The sequence below is a fragment of the Curtobacterium sp. Csp1 genome, from assembly GCF_013347185.1.
Map to the genome: position 1 here is coordinate 2,705,207 of NZ_CP054594.1, position 22,288 is coordinate 2,727,494.

Annotated in this window: 20 protein-coding genes and 1 pseudogene; 9 read left to right on the forward strand and 12 right to left on the reverse strand. The window is 73.6% G+C overall.

All coding sequences use genetic code 11. The annotated features are described in order from the left end of the window. A pseudogene (locus HUN58_RS12945) lies at positions 1-513 on the forward strand (integrase core domain-containing protein); the annotation flags it as partial. A 151-nt stretch (positions 514-664) separates the two neighbouring features. Here HUN58_RS12945 and HUN58_RS12950 read toward each other — a convergent pair. Beyond that, a complete protein-coding gene (locus tag HUN58_RS12950) occupies positions 665-1,918 on the reverse strand; it encodes a hypothetical protein (RefSeq protein ID WP_114849771.1) in 1,254 nt (417 codons plus the stop codon). A 232-nt stretch (positions 1,919-2,150) separates the two neighbouring features. Here HUN58_RS12950 and HUN58_RS12955 point away from each other — a divergent pair, with 232 nt between their 5' ends. Further along, positions 2,151-2,540 (forward strand): RidA family protein, encoded by a 390-nt coding sequence (locus HUN58_RS12955; RefSeq protein ID WP_141862358.1) that lies wholly within the window; start codon positions 2,151-2,153, stop codon positions 2,538-2,540. 45 nt (positions 2,541-2,585) lie between these two features. On the opposite strand, the gene HUN58_RS12960 is transcribed toward HUN58_RS12955, so the two are convergent. From HUN58_RS12960 to HUN58_RS12980, 5 genes are all read right to left on the reverse strand, one after another. Continuing rightward, positions 2,586-4,169: an amidohydrolase family protein gene (locus tag HUN58_RS12960; protein WP_208745539.1), complete on the reverse strand. Its 1,584-nt coding sequence runs from the start codon at positions 4,167-4,169 to the stop codon at positions 2,586-2,588. Next, positions 4,166-4,807, reverse strand: a complete 642-nt coding sequence (locus HUN58_RS12965; protein WP_180224879.1) for a bifunctional 4-hydroxy-2-oxoglutarate aldolase/2-dehydro-3-deoxy-phosphogluconate aldolase — start codon at positions 4,805-4,807, stop codon at positions 4,166-4,168. Before HUN58_RS12965 ends, HUN58_RS12960 begins: the two co-directional genes overlap by 4 nt. A 63-nt stretch (positions 4,808-4,870) precedes the next feature. After that, entirely contained in the window at positions 4,871-5,851 is a 981-nt protein-coding gene (locus HUN58_RS12970; RefSeq protein ID WP_180224880.1) for a sugar kinase, read from the reverse strand. Then, positions 5,848-6,678, reverse strand: a complete 831-nt coding sequence (locus HUN58_RS12975; RefSeq protein ID WP_180226149.1) for an IclR family transcriptional regulator — start codon at positions 6,676-6,678, stop codon at positions 5,848-5,850. Before HUN58_RS12975 ends, HUN58_RS12970 begins: the two co-directional genes overlap by 4 nt. Continuing rightward, the gene (locus tag HUN58_RS12980) at positions 6,678-8,000 is read right to left on the reverse strand and encodes an alanine racemase (protein ID WP_180224881.1); all 1,323 of its coding nucleotides are present in this window, start codon (positions 7,998-8,000) and stop codon (positions 6,678-6,680) included. The genes HUN58_RS12975 and HUN58_RS12980 overlap by 1 nt, the downstream gene beginning before the upstream one ends. Before the next feature lie 138 nt (positions 8,001-8,138). Here HUN58_RS12980 and HUN58_RS12985 point away from each other — a divergent pair, with 138 nt between their 5' ends. After that, positions 8,139-9,542: an MFS transporter gene (locus HUN58_RS12985; RefSeq protein ID WP_217488530.1), complete on the forward strand. Its 1,404-nt coding sequence runs from the start codon at positions 8,139-8,141 to the stop codon at positions 9,540-9,542. A gap of 224 nt (positions 9,543-9,766) precedes the next feature. After that, positions 9,767-10,543, forward strand: a complete 777-nt coding sequence (locus tag HUN58_RS12990) for an endonuclease/exonuclease/phosphatase family protein (RefSeq protein WP_114849764.1) — start codon at positions 9,767-9,769, stop codon at positions 10,541-10,543. Positions 10,544-10,913: 370 nt separating this feature from the next. On the opposite strand, the gene HUN58_RS12995 is transcribed toward HUN58_RS12990, so the two are convergent. From HUN58_RS12995 to HUN58_RS13005, 3 genes are read right to left on the reverse strand one after another with little or no spacing between them, the layout of a single operon-like run. After that, positions 10,914-11,588, reverse strand: coding sequence for a methionine ABC transporter permease (locus tag HUN58_RS12995; RefSeq protein WP_217488531.1), 675 nt, complete (start codon positions 11,586-11,588; stop codon positions 10,914-10,916). After that, on the reverse strand, positions 11,585-12,625 hold the full coding sequence (locus tag HUN58_RS13000) for a methionine ABC transporter ATP-binding protein (protein WP_180224882.1): 1,041 nt from the start codon (positions 12,623-12,625) through the stop codon (positions 11,585-11,587). Before HUN58_RS13000 ends, HUN58_RS12995 begins: the two co-directional genes overlap by 4 nt. After that, positions 12,625-13,572, reverse strand: coding sequence for a MetQ/NlpA family ABC transporter substrate-binding protein (locus tag HUN58_RS13005; RefSeq protein ID WP_114849762.1), 948 nt, complete (start codon positions 13,570-13,572; stop codon positions 12,625-12,627). The genes HUN58_RS13000 and HUN58_RS13005 overlap by 1 nt, the downstream gene beginning before the upstream one ends. Positions 13,573-13,745: 173 nt before the next feature. Here HUN58_RS13005 and HUN58_RS13010 point away from each other — a divergent pair, with 173 nt between their 5' ends. Continuing rightward, positions 13,746-14,234: a 2'-5' RNA ligase family protein gene (locus HUN58_RS13010; RefSeq protein WP_180224883.1), complete on the forward strand. Its 489-nt coding sequence runs from the start codon at positions 13,746-13,748 to the stop codon at positions 14,232-14,234. 31 nt (positions 14,235-14,265) lie between these two features. Here HUN58_RS13010 and HUN58_RS13015 read toward each other — a convergent pair whose 3' ends face one another. From HUN58_RS13015 to HUN58_RS13025, 3 genes are all read right to left on the reverse strand, one after another. Next, complete coding sequence (locus tag HUN58_RS13015; RefSeq protein WP_180224884.1) at positions 14,266-15,513, reverse strand: D-arabinono-1,4-lactone oxidase; 1,248 nt, start codon at positions 15,511-15,513, stop codon at positions 14,266-14,268. Between the two features lie 153 nt (positions 15,514-15,666). Then, a complete protein-coding gene (locus HUN58_RS13020) occupies positions 15,667-17,145 on the reverse strand; it encodes an MDR family MFS transporter (RefSeq protein WP_180224885.1) in 1,479 nt (492 codons plus the stop codon). Between the two features lie 107 nt (positions 17,146-17,252). Further along, a complete protein-coding gene (locus tag HUN58_RS13025) occupies positions 17,253-17,534 on the reverse strand; it encodes an acylphosphatase (RefSeq protein ID WP_058741392.1) in 282 nt (93 codons plus the stop codon). A gap of 101 nt (positions 17,535-17,635) precedes the next feature. Here HUN58_RS13025 and HUN58_RS13030 point away from each other — a divergent pair, with 101 nt between their 5' ends. Genes HUN58_RS13030 through nadC form a run of 4 tightly spaced genes read left to right on the forward strand, consistent with a single transcriptional unit; the run spans position 17,636 to position 22,288 of the window. After that, positions 17,636-18,388, forward strand: a complete 753-nt coding sequence (locus HUN58_RS13030; protein WP_180224886.1) for an NUDIX domain-containing protein — start codon at positions 17,636-17,638, stop codon at positions 18,386-18,388. 24 nt (positions 18,389-18,412) lie between these two features. Beyond that, positions 18,413-19,684, forward strand: coding sequence for a quinolinate synthase NadA (gene nadA / locus HUN58_RS13035; protein ID WP_180224887.1), 1,272 nt, complete (start codon positions 18,413-18,415; stop codon positions 19,682-19,684). A 16-nt stretch (positions 19,685-19,700) separates the two neighbouring features. Next, complete coding sequence (locus HUN58_RS13040; RefSeq protein WP_180224888.1) at positions 19,701-21,353, forward strand: L-aspartate oxidase; 1,653 nt, start codon at positions 19,701-19,703, stop codon at positions 21,351-21,353. Continuing rightward, a complete protein-coding gene (nadC, locus tag HUN58_RS13045) occupies positions 21,350-22,288 on the forward strand; it encodes a carboxylating nicotinate-nucleotide diphosphorylase (RefSeq protein WP_180224889.1) in 939 nt (312 codons plus the stop codon). The genes HUN58_RS13040 and nadC overlap by 4 nt, the downstream gene beginning before the upstream one ends.

Sequence of the window (22,288 nt, forward strand, 5' to 3'; positions counted from 1 at the left end):
AATAATCTCGTTCTGATCCCGAACCGCGTGTGCTGGCTGGGCCACCGCCGCCGCTAGGAGTTCCTGGGGCGCGGCATCGGGTTCGACTACGTCCACGCGGCCGTCGATGATCACACTCGACTCGCCTACGCGGAGATCCACCCAGATGAGAAAGGCGCGACCGCAGCAGCGTTCCTGACACGCGCGGCGGCCTACTTCGCTGAGCACGGCATCGCAACGATCGAGCGCGTGATCTCGGACAACGCGTTCGCCTACCGGCACTCGGCCGCGTTCAAGGACGCCGTCGCCGCGCTCGGGGCGAAGCAGAAGTTCATCAAACCCCACTGCCCATGGCAAAACGGCAAGGTCGAACGATTCAACCGGACCCTCGCGACCGAGTGGGCCTACCGGCAACCTTTCACCAGCAACCAAGCACGCGCCGACGCGCTTGCGCCCTGGATCGAGCACTACAACACTGGCCGGACCCACTCAAGCCACGGACTCACACCTGCAGCCCGAGTGTCACCAACCTAACGGCCTAGTACATCTAGGCCGCTGGCGGGCCGGCTGGCTCTGGCTCGCTGGCTCGCAAAACGCAAACGGGGCGGTTCCTCGCAGCGGTATGTCGCTGCGAGAAACCGCCCACGTTGCGTTCTGCGGCCTGGGCGGGTCAGGCTGGGCCGGGTCAGGGCGGGCCGAGCAGCCACAGCACGGCGACGAGCACCGGCTGCCCGAGGAGCGCGCAGCTCACGAACGTCCACCGCATCCAGGGCCGCGCGACGAGCTCCGGCGAGCCGAACAACGGCGCGAGCGGCATGAGCAACCGGGGCGTCGAGGCCATCGGCAACGACACCGCGAAGATGTACAGCGCGTACGCCGCCGAGTACAGCACCGTCGTCTGCCCGAGCTTCCGGGTCGAGCGACGCAGGAGCCACACGGGGTACGCCACGAGCAGGAACACGACGATGAACACCCCGCCGACGCCGATCCAGCGCAGGGCGATGAGGAACCACGGCGTCATCGGCACGAAGTCGACCCGACCGATGAAGTTCACCCACCAGGACATCTCGGTCTCGAGGTACGCGTCCGGCCGACCGGTCACGTGCGACGCGATCACGGGCCACGCGACCCCGGCTGCGGCCATCACGGCCCCCGCAGCGACGACCCGGACCCGCTCCGCGACGGGGAACGCGTCGAGCGACCGCAACCCGGTGCCGGCTGCGGCCCGACGTGCGCGGATCCACCGGACCAGGGCGACGACCCCGAGCACGAGCGGGATCGCCAACGCCCCCGGCCGGGTGAACGCCGCGACGACGCCGAGCAGCGCGAGCAGCCCGTACCGCCGACGCTCGAGCGCGAGCAGCGCCCCGAAGGTCAGTGCGAGGAACGTGCTCTCGGCGTAGCCGACCTGCAGCAGGAACGACAGCGGCCCGCACGTGAAGAAGAAGACGGCCCACATCCCGGCGGCGTGCCCGGCGTGGTCGGCGACGAGCCGGTGCAGCAGGAACGCGGCGACGAGCCCGGCGAGCAGGGCGACGAGCGGCGCCCCGACCTCGAACGGCAGCCCCGTCGAGGCGGTCAGCGCCCGGATCGCGAACGGGAACGCGGGCAGGAACGCCCACGAGTTCTGCGCCACGTGCCCACCGGCGTCGAGCGGCAGCGTCGTCGGGTACCCGTGCACCGAGATCTGCTCGTAGTACTGCCCGTCCCACGCGGTCAGGAACGCCAGGAACCCGTGCCCGTTGCCCCACACCGCGTTGTCCGGCATCGCCCGCCCCATCAACGGGTAGGCGAGCGCGAGCCAGAACGTGGAGACGACCCGGCCACCGGTCCACACGAGCAGGACCGCGGCCCAGGCGGGCATCGCGGTGGCGAGGTCGACGAGACGACGTCGACCGTTCGCGAGGGTGCCGGCGACGACGCCGTCGTACCGGCTCACCGGCCCGCTCCGCGATGTCCGGGCATCAGGGTGGGCACGTCCCGAGGGTAGCCGTCCGTTCCTGGACCCCTGCGTGCCACGCGCACGTCACGCGGGTGATCGGTCGCCGGGCACGGCCGGGAGGCACGCCCCGCGTTGTGCGCACCGGAACGGCTCCGCCCCGTGGCCGGTCCCGGCGACGTCGGCACCCCTACCCTGGTGGCGACCCGCTGGACCGAACCGAGGAGGCCCCGTGCCGAAGACCGCCATCGTGACCGACAACGCCCCGAAGCCCGCCGGCCCGTACAGCCAGGGCATCGTCGCGAACGGCTTCCTGTACACCGCGGGCTTCGGCCCGCAGGACCCCGCCACCGGGGCGATGGCCGACGACGTCGCCGGGCAGACCGCGCAGGTGCTGGCGAACGTGGCCGCGGTCCTCGCCGAGCACGGCGCGACCCTGGACGACGTCGTGAAGTCCACCGTGCACCTCGAGCACTCGGACCGGGACTTCCCGGCGTTCAACGAGGAGTACGCGAAGCACTTCTCCGAGCCGTACCCGGTCCGGACCACCGTGCAGTCGCACCTCGCCGGGATCCTCGTCGAGATCGACGTCGTCGCCGTGCTGTCCGACCGCCAGGACTGAGCAGGTCCTCACGCCCGACCCCCGGCGACGGTCCGTTCCCCGCGCTCAGCGCGCGCGACGGAGCCCGACGCCGGGGGTCGCGTGCGTCGTGCGACCGGCGGCGAGCACCGGGACCCCGGCGACGAGGACGTCGTCGATGCCCTCGGCCCGCAGCGTCGGCGCCGCGTAGGTCGCCCTGGACGTGACCCGCTCGGGGTCGGCCACGACGAGGTCCGCGACCGCGCCGGTCCGGACCACGCCGCGGTCGCCGAGCCCGTGCAGCCCGACCGCCGTCGTCGCGAGGTGCCGCTGCGCCTCGTCCCAGGTGAGCAGCCCGGGTCGGGCGAAGTCGCCGAGGTACCGCGCGAACGTGCCGGCCGCGCGGGGGTGCGGGTGGGTGCCGACGTGGATGCCGTCCGACCCGGCCGTGTGCCCCGGGTGGCGGAAGAGCGGCGCGAGCTGCTCGGGCGTGCGCGGCTCCGGGACCCGCATCACCACGCTCACCTGCAGGGCGGACGCGAGCAGCACGTCGAGCGCCAGGTCGACCGGTTCCGTCCCGGTGTCCGCGGCGGCCTGCGCGAGCGTCCGGCCCTGCAGTCCGTGGTGCGCGGCGGACGGCACGTGCGACAGCGTCACCTGGTCCGCCCACCCCGGGCCGAGGTCGGCGCGGCCCGTCACCCGCTCGAGTGCGCCGGCCCGCACGCGCTCGCGGCCGGCGGGGTCGGCGAGGGCGTGGGCGAGGTCGTCGGTGCCGGGACGGGCGAGGGCCGACGGCAGGAGCAGCATCGACAGGATGGTGCAGCCGCGCGAGTACGGGTAGGCGTCGAAGGACAGCGGTACGCCCGCGGCCGCCAGGTCGTCGAGCGCCCCGAGGACCGTCGGCACCGGCCCGTGCAGGTGCGACACGTGCGCCCGGACGCCGGAGGCCCGGACGATCGCGGCGACCTCGTCGAGCCCGACCCGGACGTTCGCCTCGTACCCACCGCGCATGTGGGTCACGTAGAGCCCGTCCACCGCCGCGACCTCGGCGCACAGCGCGGCGAGCTCGTCGGCGTCGGCGGAGACCCCCGGCACGTAGTCGAGCCCGCTCGCGAGCCCGACCGCCCCCTCCGCGAGCCCGATCCGCACGAGCGCCCGCATCCGTGCGGTCTCGTCGGGGGTCGCCGGGCGGTCCTCGTCGCCGATCACCTGGTGCCGGACCGTCCCGGCCGGCACGAGCGTCGCCACGTTCACGGGGGTGGTGCCGTCGTACGTCGACAGGAGCGCCGCCGTCCCGCCGCCGCGGTACCGCGGGTGCGGGCCGTCGATCGCCGCGAAGTACCGGTCCGCCCACGTCCCGTCGCCCGGTGCCGGACCGACGCCGTCCTGGCCCGTGACGATCGTCGTGACGCCCTGGCGCAGCAGGGTCTCCTGGACGTCCTCGTCGAAGACGCGTGAACCGGCGTGGGAGTGCGCGTCGACGAAGCCGGGCAGGATGAAGCGCTCGCCGCAGTCCACCGTGACGGCGTCCGACGGTGGGCGCACCGCCGGCCCGACGGACGCGATCCGGCCGTCCCGGACGAGCACGTCCGCGCGGACCGGGCCGTCCGGACCGACCACGGCGCCACCGCGGAGGAGCACCGGGGACGCGCCCCCGGGTGCCGCGGTCACCGTGTCGTCTCCGCGACGAGCCGGGTCGCGCGCTCCCGCAGCGACGCCAGGTCGCCGGTGACGAGCGCATCGCCGACGAGCGGGGACCCGAGCCCGACGGCGACCGCACCCGCCGCCAGGTAGTCGCGGACGTCGTCGATGCCGATGCCGCCCGTCGGGACGACGTCGACGAAGTCGAGCGGGGCGAGCGCCTGGCGCAGGAACGCCGGGCCGCCGAGCTGCGCCGCGGGGAAGACCTTCACCGCACGGGCGCCGAGCTGCCACGCGCGGACGATCTCGCTCGGCGTCGCGGCGCCCGGGTACCAGCCGAGTCCGAGTGCGTGGGCCCGCTCGCCGATCGCGGCGTCGGTGTGCGGGCTGACCGCGAAGGTCGCACCGAGGGCGGCCGCCTCGTCGACCTGTCCGGGCTCCATCACGGTGCCGACGCCGACCGCGACGCCGCTGCCGTGGCGCTCGACGGTCCGGGCGATGCCCTCGCGCCAGCCCGGGGTGTTCGTCGTCAGCTCGACCGCGCGGACCCCGGCCTCGACGAGGGTCGTGACGACGGCCTCGACGTGCTCGCCCGTCCCGCCGCGGAGGATGGCGACGGCGGGACCCGCGGCGTGCCGGTGGCGGGGGTGCGGGGCGGTGTCGGTCATGCGGGCTCCTGGTGGTCGCGGCTCGTGGTCGGCGGTGCGGTCGTGTCGTGGGGTCGTACGGTGTCAGCGGTCGACGCGGTCGTGGACGTCCGCGGTGTCCGGCGTGCCCGGACGGTGCAGTGCGGCGGGGTCGGGTCGGCGCCAGTCGCCCGCGACCGTGCACGCCAGCGCCCCGGCGTCGGCGGCGCGGTCCAGTGCGGTCTCCGGCGGCGCCCCGGTCAGCGTCGCGGCGAGCCAGGCGGCGACGAACGCGTCCCCGGCACCGACCGGGTCGACGACCCGCACGGGTGTGGCCGCGCGCCGCAGGGTCCGGCCGTCGACGACCGCGACGGCCCCGCGCGACCCGGCCTTCACGACCGCGGGTCCGCGCGACACGGCGGCGAGCGCGTGGGCGAGGTCCTGGTCGGTGCCCTCGTCGTCGCCGAGTCCCAGGAGCAGCCTGGCCTCGTCGTCACCGGCGAACAGGACGTCGGCGCGCTCGGCGACCGGACGGTAGACCCCCCGGGCAGTCGGCGCGTCGATGAGCTTCGACCGGTGGTTGACGTCGAACGACACCGGCACCCCGGCGGCGTCGGCGCGGTCGAGGACGGCCTGCACGGTCGCCCGCGCGGTGTCGGACAGGGCGAGCGTGATGCCGGTCAGATGCACTGCCACCGCACGTTCGACGAGTCCGGCGGGGACGTCCTCCGGCACGAGGGCCGACGCCGCGGAGTGCCGTCGGTGGTAGGTCACCCGCGTGCGGCCGTCGTGCAGGCGCTCCTTGACCATGAGGCCCGTCGAGCGGTCCGGGTCGACCACGGGGACGACGTCGACCCCGGCTGAGCGGACGTCGCGGAGCACGCGGTCGCCGGCCGGGTCCGCCCCGACCCGACCGACCCACGTCGCGGGGACACCGGCCCGGACGAGTCCGATCGCGACGTTGCTCTCGGCGCCGCCGGTGTCGACCCGGAGGTGCTCGAGCTCGGCGACCTCGCCGGGCTCGGTTCCGCTGAGCAGGAGCATCGTCTCGCCGACGGTGACCACGGCGCCGGTCGGCTCGGTCACCGGACGCCGCCGGAGCTCGCGGTGCGGGCGAGGGCCAGCCCGGCGGAGGACGACCCGAGCGCCACCGACACCTCGAGTGCGGTCCGGACGACGCCCTCGCCGAGCTCCCGGACGGCCGCGGCGGGGAAGCGGGAGGCCAGCCCGGAGATGCTCATCGCCCCGACGACCTGGTTCGCGTGGTCGAGCACGGGCGCGGCGACGCAGCGGATGCCCGGTTCGTTCTCGCGGTCGTCGATGCCGTAGCCGCGCGCCCGGGTCCGCTTGACCTCCTGCCGCCAGCGGTCGTCGTCCGTGATCGTCTGGTCGGTCATCGCGACGGCGGGTACGGCCAGGACCTGGGTCAGGAGCTCGGGCTCGCCGAACGCCACGATCGCCTTGCCCGAGGCCGTGTTCCGCATCGGCAGGCGGTTCCCGATCCGCGACCTCATCCGGACGGTGCCCCGGGTCTCGACCTTGTCGACGTAGACGATGTCGGTGCCGTCCGGGACGACCAGGTGGCAGGTGAGCCCGGTGGCCTGGGCCGTCCGGCGGAGGAACGGTGCCGCGGCGGCGCGGAGGTCGATGCCCTCCAGGTAGCTCTGGCCGAGGAGCAGCGCCCCGAGCCCGAGTGTGAAACCGGCCTCGGGCGTCCGGCGGAGCAGGTCGGTCTCGAGCATCGGGGCCGTCAGCCGCAGCACGGTCGACTTCGCCGTGCCGAGCTCCGCCGCGAGCTCGGTCAGGGACACCGACGCGGCGCCGCCCCGGGTCCGGTCCGCGACGTGCTCGAGCAGCCGCAGCCCGCGGCGGAGCGACAGCGCGGCGTTCCTGGCCGGCACCTCCGCGGTCATCAGAACCACGTCCCGATCGTCTGCACGACCGTGTCGTCGTCGTCGAGGACCCGCACCTGCCGCCACTTGTCGAACACCGTGCACGGGTGCGAGACCCCGAGCACGACGACGTCGCCCGGCGTGAGCCGGGGTGCGTCGTCCGTCAGCGTGAGGTAGCAGTGCTGGTCGTCCAGGCGCACCACGGTGACCGCCCCGGGTGGCGGGACGACCTGCGGGTCGTGCGCCGTGCCTCCAGGCCGGATCCCGCGCACGACGGGCAGGCCCTCGTCGAAGGAGACGTCGCGCTTGCCGATCGCGACGAAGGCGCGACCCGGTTCCGGGCACGAGGTGACCCGGCCCCAGACCTCGATCGCCGGGCGGAGGGAGCCCTCCTCGGGGCGGCGACCGAAGGGCGTGCGCTCGGCGTAGAAGCCGTCGTCGTGGGTCAGGTAGGCGCCGGAGCGGAGCAGCACGTCGACGTCGGCGGGCCGGTCCGCGAGCGCGTCGACCACGCCGTCGAACCAGGCGCTGCCGCCCATGCTGAGGAGCATCCGGTCGGTGGGGACGAGCGGGCGGAGGTCGGCGGCGACGGCGGCGACGCCGGCGACCCAGCGTCCGGCGGTGTCGACGTCGGGCAGGCCGCCCTCGTACCCGGTGACGCCCCGGAGGACCAGGCCAGCGTCGACGGCCGCCTGTGCGACGGTGCGGGCCTCGGCGGGGGAGCGGACGCCGGTGCGGCCACCGGGGAAGCCGACCTCGACCAGGACGTGGACCGTGCCGCCGGTGCGTGCCTGCGCGGCGGAGGCGGCGGTGACGCCGGCGAGCGAGTCGACGTTGCAGAGGACGTCGGCGGGTGCCGGTGCGATCGTTGCCGGGGCGTCGGTGCTCGCGTCCGTTCCGGTGCTCGCGTCCGTTCCGGTGCTCGCGTCGGTGGCCTCGTCGCGGGTGGCGAGCCAGTCGAGGCCCGCCGGGTCGAGCACCTCGTTCGCGACGAGGACCCGCCGCACGCCGTGCGCCCACGCCACCATCGCCTGCTGAACGGAGGCGACCGTGACGCCCCACGCGCCGGCGCGGAGCTGCCGCTCGACCAGGGCGGGGGCCATGTGGGTCTTCATGTGCGGGGCGAGCAGCAGGCCGTGGCGGTCGACGTAGGCCTGCATGACCGTGGTGTTGTGCGCCAGGGCGGAGCCGCGGAGGGTCATGACGGGCAGGTGCGCGTGGTCGAGCACGTGGGGGCGGGCCGGTGCCGCCGGGTCGGGTGCGCCCTTGTCGGTCACGGTGGCGGGGCGGTCGGCGGCGTCCTCGCGCTCCGGTGCGGCCGGGCGGTCGGGGGTGGTGGCCATCGGTCCTCCTGCTGGTCGCGGTGGTCCCACCGTCCACGGGGGAGATGCGGCCGGGCAATGTCGTCGTCCTCTCCATTGTGCGGTGCAGAACCATCCCGGGTGTGGCGGAAACCGAGCGGGCATAGCATTCGAGGCGACATGACGACGATGACGACGACCCGACGGCGGGGGAGCACGGCGGTGGCGGTGCTCGTCGCCGGCACCTACTTCATGGAGCTCCTGGACGGGACGATCCTCGCGACCGCTGCGCCGGCGATGGGACGGGACCTCGGGGTCGACTCCGCGGCCGTCGGCGTCGCGATCACGGCGTACCTCGTCACCCTCGCGGTGTTCATCCCGGTCAGCGGGTGGCTCACGGACCGGATCGGTTCCCGCACGGTCTTCGCGGGCGCGATCGTGCTCTTCACGGTCGCCTCCGGGCTGTGCGCGATGGCGACGGGACTCGTCGACCTGACGATCTGGCGCATCGTGCAGGGCCTCGGTGGGGCGCTCATGGTGCCGGTCGGCCGCCTGGTGGTCCTGCGGAGCGCCGGGCGGGACCAGCTCGTCCGCGCCATCGCGATCCTGACCTGGCCGGCACTCGCGGCACCGATCGTCGCGCCCTTCGTCGGCGGGGTGCTCGTCGACACCTTGAGCTGGCACTGGATCTTCCTCGTCAACATCCCCCTCGGCGTCGTCGCGTTCGTCGCGGCGCTCGTCCTCGTCCCGCAGGAGCGCGCGCCGGAACGGGTACCGTTCGACTGGTTCGGGTCGCTGCTGGCGTGCCTCGGCCTCGGTGCCCTCGTCGTGATGGCCTCGCTGCTCGCGCTCGACGACATCCCCGTGGTCGCCGTCGTCGTGTCCGGGATCGTCGGCGCGGTGTGCTCTTGGCAGGCCGTCCGGCACTTCCGCAGCGCGCCGCACCCGATCATGGGGCTGGAGTCCTTCCGGCTCGAGACCTTCCGGGTCTCGCACGCAGGCGGCAGCCTGTTCCGCCTGGCCGTCTCGGCGGTGCCGTTCGTCCTGCCGCTGCTGTTCCAGGACGCGTGGGGGTGGAGCGCCGTCCTCGCGGGGTCGGCCGTGCTCTGGGTCTTCGTCGGCAACCTCGGGATCAAGCCCATGACGACGCCGTTCCTGCGGTGGTTCGGGTACCGGCCGGTCATCGTCGTGTCGAGTGCCGTCGCCGCGCTGACGGTCGTCGCGATGGTGTTCATGACCGAGGACACCCCGTTCTGGCTCCTCGCGCTCCTGCTCGTGGTGAGCGGCGCCGCGCGCTCCGTGGGGTTCACCGCCTACAACACGATCGCGTTCGCGGACGTCGAGCAGGCGGACATGACGCCGGCGAACACCCTGTCGTCGACGCTGCAGCAGGTCGCCGCCGGGTTCGGCGTCGCGGTCGCCGCCGTCGCGATCCGGGCGGCGGCCGGTCTCGGCGGGTCCGGGCCGTACCACGTGGCGTTCTGGGTGGTCGCGGCGCTGCTCGCGGTGGCCTGCCTGGAGGGCGTGCTCATGAGCCGGACCGCCGGCGACACCGTCCGGCCCGCGCGGCGCGCGCGTGCCTGAGCGCGGCGCGCGGCCGGTCCGGCGTGCCGGAGCGCGGCGCGCGCGATGCGGGGCCGGGCGTGCGGGCCTGAGTGCGGCGCGCGGCCCCGGGCCGCGCCGTCATCCGTTTCCGACACGGTCACACGCGCGAAACCCGGGGTGCGCTACGGTCACAGCAACTGTCCGCGACAGCCGAGTACGGTGACCGCGGCAGGGTGACCGAGACACCCAGGACGGAAGGCAGCATGGCCGGGCCACAGCAGCAGGGATCGATCGCAGCCGACGCGGCTGTGGAGCCGACGGCCCTGCGCGTCGTGAGCTACAACCTGCGCGAGCACACCGCCAACGGCGAGCTCGCCGCCCTCGCAGAGGCCTCCGACGCCGACGTCATCTGCGTCCAGGAGTGCGACAGCAACGACCTCGCGCAGCAGGTCGGTGGGCTCTCGCTCGCGGCCTCCACCAAGGCGAACCGACTCGGTCTGGCGATCTACAAGCGGGACGACCGGTTCGAGGTCGAGGACTTCAGCATCCACTCGCTGCAGAAGTCCCTGCACGACCGGGTCCTCGCGCCTGCGCACGAGCGCCTCATCGCGATGCGCCTCCGCGACACCGAGGCGGACACCGAGGTCATCGTCGCCTCGTTCCACGCCTCGCCGCTCACCGCCACGAACTCCCTGCGCCGCAAGCAGATCGAGGCCGCGCACCAGTTCGTCCGCGACCTGTCGGACGAGGCTCCGGCGATCATGGTCGGCGACTTCAACTACCCGTGGTTCCAGACGAACCTGCGCCGGAAGATCGAGGAACACGGCTTCGCGCTGTCGCTGTCCGACCAGCCCACCTACCTGCGCTACCGCAAGTTCACGGGCCACTTCGACTTCGCCACGAGCGTCGGCCTGCACATCGCGGGCGTGGAGACCCTGCCCGCGGGCATCTCCGACCACCGGCCGATCCTGGTCCGGGCGCACTACGAACACCTCGGCGCGACCGGCGCGGTCCCCGTGCCCGAGGCTCCCGCCGCCTGACGGGCAGACCACTCGCACGCGGCGGCGTCGCGCGGCGGAGCGCCGGGGGTGCCTGCATGCGGGCGCCGCGCGTGCAGGACACGCCGCCTGCGGGGCGCAGCGCGTGCACAGAACGTCGCGTGGACCCGCCGAGCGCGACAGATGTGGCCCGCTCGGCGCGCGGCCGCTCGGCTCGGGCATCGACGCGCGAGCGTGCACGACACCCCGCGTGCGGGGCGCCGAGCGTGCACGGAACGTCGGGTGGTCGCGCCGAGCGCGACAGATGTGGTCCGCTCGGCGCGCGGCCCGGCGGTCTGCCGCACCGACGACGGACGGGAGGCACGGTGCCAGCCGGCACCGTGCCTCCCGTCCGTGGGGTGGTCGCGTCGCGTCAGCGACGCAGCGTGGCGCGCGCCAACCGGTTGCCGACCAGCTGCCCGAGCTGGACGATGACCACGATCGCCGCGACGGACACGTACACGATCCACCAGTCGTACCGCTGCGATCCGTACACGATCGCGTACTCGCCGAGACCGCCGCCGCCGATGAGCGCCCCCTGCGCGGTCATGTCGACGATGCCCACGAAGATGAACGTGTACCCGAGGATCAGCGGCCCGATGCCCTCCGGGATGAGCACGGTCAGCAGGATCGACACCGGGTGTGCGCCCGAGGCCCGTGCGGCCTCGACGACACCCGGGTCGACCGCGAGCAGGTTCTGCTCGACGATCCGGGCGACCGCGAACGACGCCGCGAGGGAGATCGCGAAGGTCACCGCGGGGACCCCGATCGTGGTCTGCACGGCGACGCGGGACAGGGGCGCGATCGCCGCGAGGAAGATCACGAACGGGATCGGTCGGACGATGTTCACGACCACGTTGACGATCGTGTGGACCGTCCGGTTGCCGAGCAGGTTGCTCGGACGGGTGGCGTACAGGACGAGTCCGAGTGCCAGGCCGATGACCCCGGCGACGACGAGGGACACCAGCGTCATCACGAGGGTGTCGCGGATCGCGGCGAAGAACACGTCGGACGTGTCGATCACGCTCTGGAAGCCGTTGCCGTTCACGCTGCCACCTCCTCGTCCACGGTAATGCCCCCGGCGCGGAGTGCGCCGACCGCCCGGTCGACGGCCGCGGGGTCCGGCGCCGTCAGTTCGTAGGTCAGGGACCCGATCCGGCGCTCCCGGATCTCACCGACGCCGCCGAAGACGAGCTCGGCGCCGACGCCGGCATCGCGCCAGGCGGCGTCGATCCGGTTCTGCAGGCCGACCTCGTCGGTGATCCGCACCGTGACGAGCCGACCGCCGTGGTGCTCGCGGAGCCGGGCGAGCTGCTCGCCGGAGGGCCGGTCGTGCAGCGCGGTCCGGACGAACCGCTGGGCGGCGCCGGTCTGCGGGTCCGCGAACACGTCGTAGACGTCGCCGACCTCGACCACGCGGCCCTGCTCCATGACGGCCACCCGGTCCGCGATCTGGCGGACGGCGTCCATCTCGTGCGTGATGACGATGATCGTCACGCCGAGTTCCCGATTGACGCGGCGCAGGAGCGCGAGCACCTCGGCCGTGGTCTCGGGGTCGAGGGCACTCGTGGCCTCGTCCGCGAGCAGCAGCTCGGGGTTCGAGGCCAGCGCCCGGGCGATGCCGACGCGCTGCTTCTGCCCGCCGGAGAGCTGCTCCGGGTAGGCGTGGGCGCGCTCGAGCAGCCCGACGAAGTCGAGCAGCTCGGCCACGCGGCGGTCCCGCTCGGCCTTCGCGACACCGGCGACCTTGAGCGGGTACGCGACGTTGCCGGCGATCGTGCGGGACCGGAACAGGTTGAACTGCTGGAAGATCATGCCGATCTTCCGACGCGCCAGACGGCGGTCCCGCTCGGGGATCGCCGTCAGCTCCTGCCCGCCGACCGTGACACTGCCCGACGAGGGCAGCTCCAGGGCGTTGACGAGCCGGACCAGGGTGGACTTGCCGGCACCGGAGTACCCGATGACGCCGAGGACCTCTCCCTGGTGCACGTCCAGGGAGACGTCCTCGACGGCCACCACGGTCTCGCCGGTGTCGGCGCGGCGGTAGTGCTTCGAGACGCCGCGGAGTTCGACGAGGACCGGCACTACTGCTTGGCCGCCTTCGCGTCCTGCTCGACCTTCGCGAGCTCGTCCTGCAGCTTCGTGGCGCTCTCGTCGCGGGCGACCGCCTCGGGCAGGTCCTGCTTGAAGGCCTTCTGCACGGCCGAGTCCTGGAAGAGCTTCGCCAGGTCCAGGTAGGTCTTGTTGTCCTTGTCGGCGTCGCGCACGGCGAAGACGTTCACGTACGGGGCGGCGCTCGCGCTCGCGGGGTCGTCCTGGAAGATGATGTCGCTCGTCGGCAGCTTGGCCGCGGTGGCGAAGTTGTTGTTCACGACGGCCGCGGCGACCGAGCCCTGCTGCAGGGCGTTCGCGGTCTGCGAGGCGTCGAGCGGTTGGACGTCGACCTTCGACGACGTGATGTCGGTCGTCGTCGAGAACGCGGAGCCGCCGTCCTTCAGCTCGAGGAGCTTCGCGGACTGCAGGATGAGGAGCGCCCGCGCCTGGTTGATCGAGTCGTTCGGGATCGCGACCTTGGCGTCCTTCGGCAGCTCGCTCGTCTTCGTGTAGTCCGTCGCGTAGAGCGGCAGCGGGTAGACGGCGGTCGAACCGATGGGCTGCAGGTCGTCGTCCGACGTGACGTTGTAGTCCGCCAGGTACTGGATGTGCTGGAACTGGTTGATGTCCAGCTGGCCGTCCTTCAGCGCGGGGTTCGGCAGCGAGTAGTCCGAGAAGTTCGTGAGCTTCACGGTCACGCCGAGCTCGTCCTTCGCCAGCTTCGTGTACGTGCTCCAGTAGCCGAGCGACTTGTCGGCGACACCGATCGTCACGGTCTTCTGCGCGCCGCCGGCGGCGGTGCTTTCCGAACCGCCGGAACGGACGGCACCGACGATGACGGCGACGACGATCGCGACGACGACCACCGCGGCGGCGATGATCCAGCCGATCGGGCGCTTGCTCCTCGGCTTCTCGGGCAGGACGGGTGCTGCGGACATGGGTGCTCCTCGTGGGCCGTGCTGTGGGGTCGCGGTGGTCCGCGGTGTGCGATCGAGTGTGACGGGCGGTCGCGGCACCGGGCCAATCCCGTTCCGTCGTGTTACATCCCGTGGTTCTCCACAGGACGCCGTCCACGAGCCCGTCGGACGTGCCCGGTTGGTTGACTCGTCCTGTGCGCAGCATCGAACTCGTCCTCACCCCCGACGCCGACCTGGCGGTCCGGGCGGCGTGGGACGCCCTGACCCTCGCCGACCTGCCGAGCCTCGGACGGTCCGGCACGAACGACCCGCACGTCACGGTGGTCGCCGGCGACGGTGTCACCGTCCCGGACACGATCGCGACGCCGCCCGTGCAGCTGCGGCTCGGCGGGGTGCTGCTCTTCCCCGCGGGGCCCGGGCGGTCGGTGCTCGCCCGGGCGGTCGTGGTCGGTCCGGCCCTCGCGGCGTTCCACGCGGCCGTGCACCGAGCCGCGCGGGACACGGTCGACACCTCGGCACCCGGGGCGTGGTCGCCGCACGTCACCTTCGCGCGTCGGGTCCGGGACGTCGACCTCGGGCCGGCGGTCGCCGCGCTGCGCTCGGCACCACTGCCGGACAGGCTGGGCGTGGCGGGCGTGCGTCACTGGGACGGCGAGACGAAGACCGTCACCCGGCTCGCGTGATCGGGATCGACGGTCGGACGGGAGGCACGGGTCAGGTCCGCAGGACCCGCTCGCCGAGCGCCGACGCGAACTTCCGCTGCGGGTCCGCCTGGGACACCAGTCGACGGAAGTCGGGCAGCCGCGGCCACAGGCGCTCGACCGTCTCCGCGTCCAGGGAGCTCATCTTGCCCCAGTGCGGTCGGCCGTCGAACGGGGCGAGGAGCCCCTCGAGGTCGGGGAGCAGGGCTGCCACCGCCTCCGGGTGCTTCTGCCAGGTGAAGGCGATGCAGAGCAGGTCCTCGCCCTGGGTCGGGCTGAGCCAGAACGGGTCGGCGGCCATCGTCCGGAGTTCGCACACGTGCAGGTGTGGCTGGATGCGGGCGGCCATCGTGCGGACGGCGTCCAGCGCGGGCGCCGCGAGCCGCAGCGGCACGAAGTGTTCGCTCTGCACCTCGGAGCCGTGGGACGGGACGGTGTCGATCGGGAAGTGCGGCAGCCGGTCCCACCACGGGCCGACGGATCCGTCCCGGGCGGTGTGGTGGCCGTCCGCGGGGCGACCGGGCAGCCGTGGGGCGCCGACGAGGTCGTCCGGGACCGGGACGTCGTCCGCACCGTCGGGGACGCGCGACTTCAGCAGGACCTCGCCGACCTCGTCACCGAAGACCGTGTAGGCGCACACCGAGTACGCACTCGCGTGGACCGCAGCGGCGTTCGCGACGTAGACGTCCCATGGAAGCGGACCGTACGAGTCCTGGCGCATCCGGTAGGCCGGTTCGACGTCCACCTCGACCCGGGTGACGACGCCGAGCAGCCCGAGGTGCAGCACGGCGCCGTCGAAGTCCGGGTCACCACGGCGCACGGTCCGCCGCGACCCGTCCGGACCGAGCAGCTCGAACGCGCGGACGGCGGTGCTCAGCGAGCCGAGGGCGGTGCCGGAGCCGTGCGTCCCGGTGGCGATCGCGCCACCGAGGGAGATGTGGGGGAGCGACCCGGTGTTGTGCAGCGCGACCCCGGCCCGGTCGAGCTCGGGCGCGACGACCCCGTACCGGGTCCCGGCGCCCATGGTCGCGGTGCCGGCGGCGGTGTCCACGACCAGGTCGACGGGGATGTCCGACAGGTCGAGCAGCACGCCGGGGGCGTCGGCGACGTCGTTGAAGGAGTGCCGGGTGCCGAGACCGTGGACGCGGGACTCCCGGGCGACGATCTCGGCGGCCTCGTCGATCGAGCGCGGCCGCTCCACCCGCCGGGCCGAGTAGGTGACCGTGCCGGACCAGTTCAGCTCGCGCGCCGTCGACCGCATGCCCTCACGATGCCACGCGGGTGCCCGGCGCGGTAGCGGTGTCCGCGGACCACGACGTCGACGAACCACGTTCCCGACGTCGAACCAGGGATCAGGGCTGGTCCGACGTCGGGAACGTGGTTCGACCCGAGGTGCTGCGCGCGCCGACCGGCGTCAGTGCACGACGGGCGTGGGTGCGCCCTCCGGGGTCTCCGGCCGGCGCACGAGCGCCGAGGTCGCGATCCCGGCGAGCGAGATCACCGCCCCGACGAGGAACGCCGTGGCGACACCGGACGCCGTCGCGGAGCGCACGCCCTCGGCGTCCGCCCCGGCACCGGCCGACGCGGCGCCGATCGTCAGGAGCGTCACGAACAGGGCCGTCCCGGCTGCGCCGGCCAGCTGCTGCGTGGTGCCGAGCACCGCGCTGCCGTGCGAGTACAGGCGCTGCGGCAGCCCGCCGAGCGCCGCGGTGAACAGCGGCGTGAACGTCAGGGCGAGGCCGAGGCTCAGGACGACGTGGGCGCCGAGGACGAACCACACGCTCGTGTCCGCGCCGACCGTCGCGAGCGCCCAGAGCACGGCGCTGATGATGATCGAGCCGGGGATCAGCAGCACGCGCGGACCGCGACGGTCGTAGATCCGCCCGACGACGGGGGACAGGAGGCCCATGAGCAGCCCACCGGGGAGCAGGAGCAGCCCGACCTGCAGGACCTCGAGCCCGAGCACGCGCTCGAGGTAGATCGGCAGCAGGATGAGCGTCCCGAACATCGCCATGAAGCTCAGCCCCATCGCGACGATCGGGATCGTGAAGCCGCGCGTCCGGAAGGTCCGCAGGTCGAGCAGGGCGCTGTCGGTGCGCTGCAGACGGGTCTGCCGCAGGACGAACACCACGAGGGCGACGACCCCGACGACCAGGGCCGCGACGGGGACGAGCGGACCGGTCGACCCCGCCTCTCCGAGGCTCGACAGGCCGAACACGATGCCGCCGAACGCGAAGGCCGACAGCACGACGGAGAGCACGTCGAGCGGCGCCTTCCGCGGTGTCGAGACGTTCCGCACCTTCATGGCGCCGAGGACGAGCGCGACGATCGCGATCGGCAGGACGAAGCCGAACAGCCAGCGCCACGAGAACGCGTTGAGGATGAGCCCGGAGATCGTCGGTCCGACGGCGGGTGCCACCGAGATGACGATCGAGATGTTGCCCATGATCCGGCCGCGGTGCGCGGGCTCGACGAGGTTCAGGACCGTCGTCATGAGGAGCGGCATCATGATCGCCGTGCCGCTGGCCTGCACGATGCGGCCGACGAGCAGCATCGGGAAGCCCGTCGCGGCGAGGGCGATCAGCGTCCCGGCGGCGAACAGGCTCATCGCCCAGGTGAAGACCGGGCGGGTGTGGAACCGCTGGAGCAGGAAGCCCGTGACCGGGATCACCACGGCCATGGTGAGCAGGAAGCCCGTGGTGAGCCACTGGCCGGTCGCTGCGCTGATGCCGAGGTCGTCCATGAGCCGGGGGAGCGCGACGCCCATGATCGTCTCGTTGAGGATCACCACGAACGCCGATACGAGCAGCAGCCCGATCACGAGTCGGGTCTCGCCGGGGGACGGCTGCACGACGCTCCCGGTGCGGGGTGCGGAATCGACGGCCTGGGTCATGCTGGGCTCCTGACGGGGTCACGGCGTGGGCGGGGCGCCGAGGGCGCAGACGGGGGAACATCCTGAGCGGACGTCCACATTCCCGATCCGTGCAGGAACGATCCCGATCAGTGCAGGATCGCGAACCCGTCCCCGTCGCCGTGCGGCACCACCGTCCGCAACGACACGTCCGTCACGGTCGCCGACGGCGGCCCGGTCCGGATGAACGCCATGAGCGCGTCCACCGCGGCCGACGGGCCCTCCGCCTCGACCTCCACCGTCCCGTCGAACAGGTTCCTGGCGTACCCGACGAGCTCGAGCCCGTCGGCCTTCCGTGCGGTCCAGTACCGGAACCCGACCCCCTGGACCGTGCCCGACACCACGGCGTGCATCCTCGTCACCGTCGTCATGGACCCGAACGTAGGTCGCGATGCGTCCTCCGGCATTTCCGCCGTGTTCCGATCGCGTGAACGGTGATAGTGTCACTGCAACCCGAACACATCGAGTCACCATGACACTATCTCCTGAACCCGCACCCACCGCCATCCGCGTCGCGGTCTCCACCGTGATCGTGGCGCTGCGCCCGCACCCGGACACCGGGGCACCGGCGCTCTGGATGCCGCTCGTGCGCCGTGTCGCCGAGCCGCACGAGGGCTCGTGGGCGCTGCCGGGCGGCTGGGTCGGTCCGGACGAGGGGCTCGAGGACTCCGCCGCCGCCCGCCTCCGCGAGACGACGAACGTGCAGCCGCGGTACCTCGAGCAGCTCTACGCCTTCGGTGACGTCGACCGCTCCCCGAGTCGGGTCGTGTCGATCGTGTACTGGGCCCTCGTGCACCCGGACGAGGCGAGCTCGGTGCCGGAGGACTGGAACGTGCGGTGGTTCCTCGCCGACGAGCACCCGCCGCTCGCGTTCGACCACGACCGCATCGTCGAGTACGCCCTCTGGCGCCTGCGCACCAAGGTGTCGTACTCGCGGATCGCCCAGGCGTTCCTCGGCGACCGCTTCACCCTGACCGAGCTCCGCGGTGTGTACGAGGCCGTGCTCGGGCGGGCGCTCGACCCCGCGAACTTCCGTCGGCAGGTGGCGCAGGGCGACGCCGTGCTCCCCACCGACGAGACGACGAGCGGCGGGCGGCACCGTCCGGCCCGGCTCTACCGCTCCAACCCCGACCTCGCGTACGCCGACAACGGCCCCCTCACGCCGACGACCGCCGCGACGGCCGCGACGGCCGCCGCGACGACCGTCACCGCCGCGTCCCACTAGCCACCCCGAACCGAAGGAAGCACCGTGTCCATCGCGACCACCATCGAGCTCATCTCCAACGGCCGGGCCGACGGCAGCACGTGCACGCCCGACCTCGCGGCGCCCACGTGGGACTTCGACGCGCGCCCCGGCTACGGCCCGGGCTCCTCGATGTCCGACGTCATCCCGACGGGTGCTCCGCGGCAGGGGCAGATCCCGGAGGAGTACAAGACCGCCAGCGACGATGAGCTGCACGCCCGCATCGAGCGCGCGAAGGCGACCCTGGGGGACCGCGTCGTGGTGCTCGGGCACTTCTACCAGCGCGACGAGGTCGTCCGGCACGCCGACTTCCTCGGCGACTCGTTCCAGCTCGCGAACGCCGCCCTGACCAAGCCCGACGCCGAGGCGATCGTCTTCTGCGGTGTGCACTTCATGGCGGAGACGGCGGACATCCTGGCGCGCGACGACCAGCGCGTGATCCTGCCGAACCTCGCCGCCGGGTGCTCGATGGCCGACATGGCCGACATCGACAGCGTCGAGCAGGCCTGGGCCGAGCTCGAGCAGGTCTACGGCACCGAACCGGACGCCGACGGCCGCGTCCCGGTCGTCCCCGTCACGTACATGAACTCCGCCGCGGACCTCAAGGCGTTCTGCGGTCGGCACGGCGGCATCGTCTGCACGAGCTCGAACGCGGCGACGGTGCTCGAGTGGGCGTTCGAGCGCGGGCAGCGCGTGCTCTTCTTCCCCGACCAGCACCTCGGCCGCAACACCGCGAAGGCCATGGGCGTCAGTACCGACCGCATGCCGATGTGGAACCCGCGCAAGCCCCTCGGCGGCAACACCGCCCAGGAGCTGCAGGACGCGCAGGTGGTCCTCTGGCACGGCTTCTGCTCGGTGCACCGTCGCTTCACGGTCGGCCAGATCGAGCAGGCACGACGGGACCACCCGGGCGTGCAGGTCATCGTCCACCCGGAGTGCCCGATGGCCGTCGTGGACGCCGCCGACGCCGCCGGCAGCACCGACCTGATCCGCCGGACCGTCGCCGCGGCGACCGAACCGACGACGTTCGCGATCGGCACCGAGATCAACATGGTGAACCGGCTCGCCGCCGAGTTCCCGCAGCACACGATCTTCTGCCTGGACCCCGTCGTGTGCCCCTGCTCGACGATGTACCGCATCCACCCGGGCTACCTCGCGTGGGTCCTCGAGGCGCTCGTCCGCGGTGAGGTCCTGAACGAGATCGTCGTCCCCGCCGGCGTCCAGGCCGACGCCCGGGTCGCCCTCGAGCGCATGCTCGCCGCGAAGCCGCGCGGCTGACGGACGGCACCGCACCGTGCACGTCGTCATCGTCGGATCCGGGATCGCCGGACTCACCGCCGCCGTCCGCGCGAGCGCCCGCCACGACGTCACCCTCGTGACGAAGGGTGCGCTGCGCGACGGCGCCACCGCGTACGCCCAGGGCGGCATCGCCGTCGCGCTCGGCGCCGACGACCGTGTCGCCCTGCACGAGCAGGACACCCGGGCCGCGGCCGCCGGCAGCGCCGACGAGCACGCCGTCGCGGTGCTCTGCGCCGACGGCCCGGCCCGGGTCCGCGACCTGCTCGCGCTCGGGGTGCCGTTCGACCGGACCACCGACCCCGCCAGCCTCGACCGGTACGGCGACGACCTCGCCCGCGGGCGCGAGGCCGCCCACGGTCGCTGGCGCGTCCTGCACGCGGACGGCGACGCGACGGGAGCCGCCGTCGAGCGGACCCTGGTCGACGCGCTGCACCGGTGCCACGTCACGATCCTCGAGCGCACCTGCCTGACCGGCCTCGTGCTGCGGGACGGCGCCGTGGTCGGGGTCGACGTCCTCGACCTGCTCGGCGAGCCCCGCCGGATCGACGCCGACGCCGTCGTGCTCGCCGCCGGCGGGGCCGGGCACCTGTACCGGGAGACCACGAACCCGCTCGTCGCGACGGGCGACGGGGTCGCCGCGGCGTGGCGTGCGGGCGCGGTGGTCGCGGACCTGGAGTTCGTCCAGTTCCACCCGACCCGCCTCGCGGTGCCGGACGGCGGTCTGGTCTCCGAGGCCGTCCGCGGCGAGGGCGCCGTCCTGCGGGACGCGGCCGGCCGCCGCTTCATGACCGCCGTGCACCCGGACGCCGAGCTCGCCCCGCGGGACGTCGTCGCCCGCGGCATCGCGGCCGCGGTCCGCGAGCAGGGTGGTGCGCCCGTCCTCCTCGACGCGACGGGCCTCGACCCCGACCACCTCGTCCGCCGCTTCCCCGGCCTGACCCGCGCGACGCGGGCCGCCGGGTTCGACTGGACCCGCGAGGGCGTCCCGGTCGCGCCCGCCGCGCACTACGCGATGGGTGGTGTGGTCACGGACGCCGAGGGGCGCACGAGCCTGCCCGGCCTCCTCGCCGTCGGCGAGACCGCCTGCACAGGCGTGCACGGCGCGAACCGGCTCGCGTCGAACTCCCTGCTCGAGGGACTCGTCTTCGGCGTCCGCGCCGCCGACGCGGTCGCCGTGCCGCGCCCCGCGCACCTCCGGCTCCGCGGCGACGCGGACCTGCCCGTGGTGACCGTCCGGCCCGTGGTGACCGACGTGGCGAGCGCACACCGTGCCTCCCGTCCGGTGCACGGTGACCGGCCTGGAGGCGCGACCCACCCCCGCGACGTCGCCGATGTCCGCCGGGTGGTCCAGACCGAGATGACCGAGCGGGTCGGGCTGCTGCGCGACGCCGCCGGGCTCGCCGCGGCGCGGCGGACGCTCGACGCCCTGCCGGACCCCGCCCCGACCGGGGTGCGGGCCGCCGAGGACCGCGCGCTGCTCGACCTGGCGCGCATCACGGCCCGCGCCGCCGAGGCGCGGCGCGAGTCCCGCGGCGCGCACGCCCGGACCGACCACCCCGACGCAGACCCGACCGCGCCGGCCAGCACCGCGTGGGTCCGGACCCCCGTCACCGTCAACACGCCCGTCCAGCAGGGAGTCCCCGCATGACCACCACCGTCCCCGTCGATCCCGGCACCATCCCGCCGCACGCGCTGCGACGCGTGATCGAGACGGCGCTCGAGGAGGACGCCCCCTGGGGCGACGTGACCAGCGAGGCGCTCATCCCCGTCGACGCGACCGCCACGGCGACCCTGGCGGCGCGTGAGCCCGGCGTGTTCGCCGGCGGGACGGTCTTCGCCGCCGTCATGGCCGCGGTCGACCCGTCCGTCGAGACCGTCCTGCACGTGCGGGACGGTGCTCGGTTCGCGGCCGGTGACGTGCTCGCGACCGTGCACGGGTCGGCACGCTCGGTGCTCCGTGCCGAGCGCGTCGCCCTCAACCTGGCGCAGCGGATGTCCGGCATCGCCACCGTCACCGCCCGGTACGTCGCCGCGGTCGAGGGCACGCGCGCCCGCATCGCCGACACCCGGAAGACCACCCCGGGCCTCCGGGCGCTCGAGCGCTACGCCGTGCGCTGCGGCGGCGGGCACAACCACCGGACCTCGCTGTCCGACGCGGTGCTCGCGAAGGACAACCACCTCGCCGTCCTCGCGGCACGCGGGGTGCCGATCGGCGACGCGATCACCGCGGCCCGGGAGCGGCTCGGGCACACCGTGCACGTCGAGGTCGAGGTGGACCGGCTCGACCAGGTGGAGCCGGTCGTCGCCGCCGGCGTGGACACGATCATGCTCGACAACTTCACCCCGGAGCAGCTCGTCGCCGGCGTCGCGGCCGTGGCCGGGCGCGCGGTGGTCGAGGCCTCCGGCGGGGTGTCGCTCGAGACCGTCGCGGCGATCGCGGCGACCGGGGTCGACGTCGTGTCGGTCGGGGCGCTGACGCACTCGGCGAGGGCGCTCGACCTGGGCCTCGACATCGCGGTGTCCGACGGCGCCGTCGGTGTTCCGTCGCCGTCCGCGTCGCTCGCCGCCCCGGGTCGCGGCTGA

Excerpts from the sequence above, each read along its gene's own strand:
- HUN58_RS12965 (WP_180224879.1), bottom strand. The coding sequence starts at position 4,807 with ATGACCGACACCGCCCCGCACCCCCGCCACCGGCACGCCGCGGGTCCC.
- HUN58_RS13005 (WP_114849762.1), bottom strand. The coding sequence starts at position 13,572 with ATGTCCGCAGCACCCGTCCTGCCCGAGAAGCCGAGGAGCAAGCGCCCG.
- HUN58_RS13025 (WP_058741392.1), bottom strand. The coding sequence starts at position 17,534 with ATGACGACGGTGACGAGGATGCACGCCGTGGTGTCGGGCACGGTCCAG.
- HUN58_RS12975 (WP_180226149.1), bottom strand. The coding sequence starts at position 6,678 with ATGACCGCGGAGGTGCCGGCCAGGAACGCCGCGCTGTCGCTCCGCCGC.
- HUN58_RS13020 (WP_180224885.1), bottom strand. The coding sequence starts at position 17,145 with ATGACCCAGGCCGTCGATTCCGCACCCCGCACCGGGAGCGTCGTGCAG.
- HUN58_RS12990 (WP_114849764.1), top strand. The coding sequence starts at position 9,767 with ATGGCCGGGCCACAGCAGCAGGGATCGATCGCAGCCGACGCGGCTGTG.
- HUN58_RS12985 (WP_217488530.1), top strand. The coding sequence starts at position 8,139 with ATGACGACGATGACGACGACCCGACGGCGGGGGAGCACGGCGGTGGCG.
- HUN58_RS13030 (WP_180224886.1), top strand. The coding sequence starts at position 17,636 with ATGACACTATCTCCTGAACCCGCACCCACCGCCATCCGCGTCGCGGTC.
- nadC (WP_180224889.1), top strand. The coding sequence starts at position 21,350 with ATGACCACCACCGTCCCCGTCGATCCCGGCACCATCCCGCCGCACGCG.
- HUN58_RS12980 (WP_180224881.1), bottom strand. The coding sequence starts at position 8,000 with ATGGCCACCACCCCCGACCGCCCGGCCGCACCGGAGCGCGAGGACGCC.
- HUN58_RS13015 (WP_180224884.1), bottom strand. The coding sequence starts at position 15,513 with ATGCGGTCGACGGCGCGCGAGCTGAACTGGTCCGGCACGGTCACCTAC.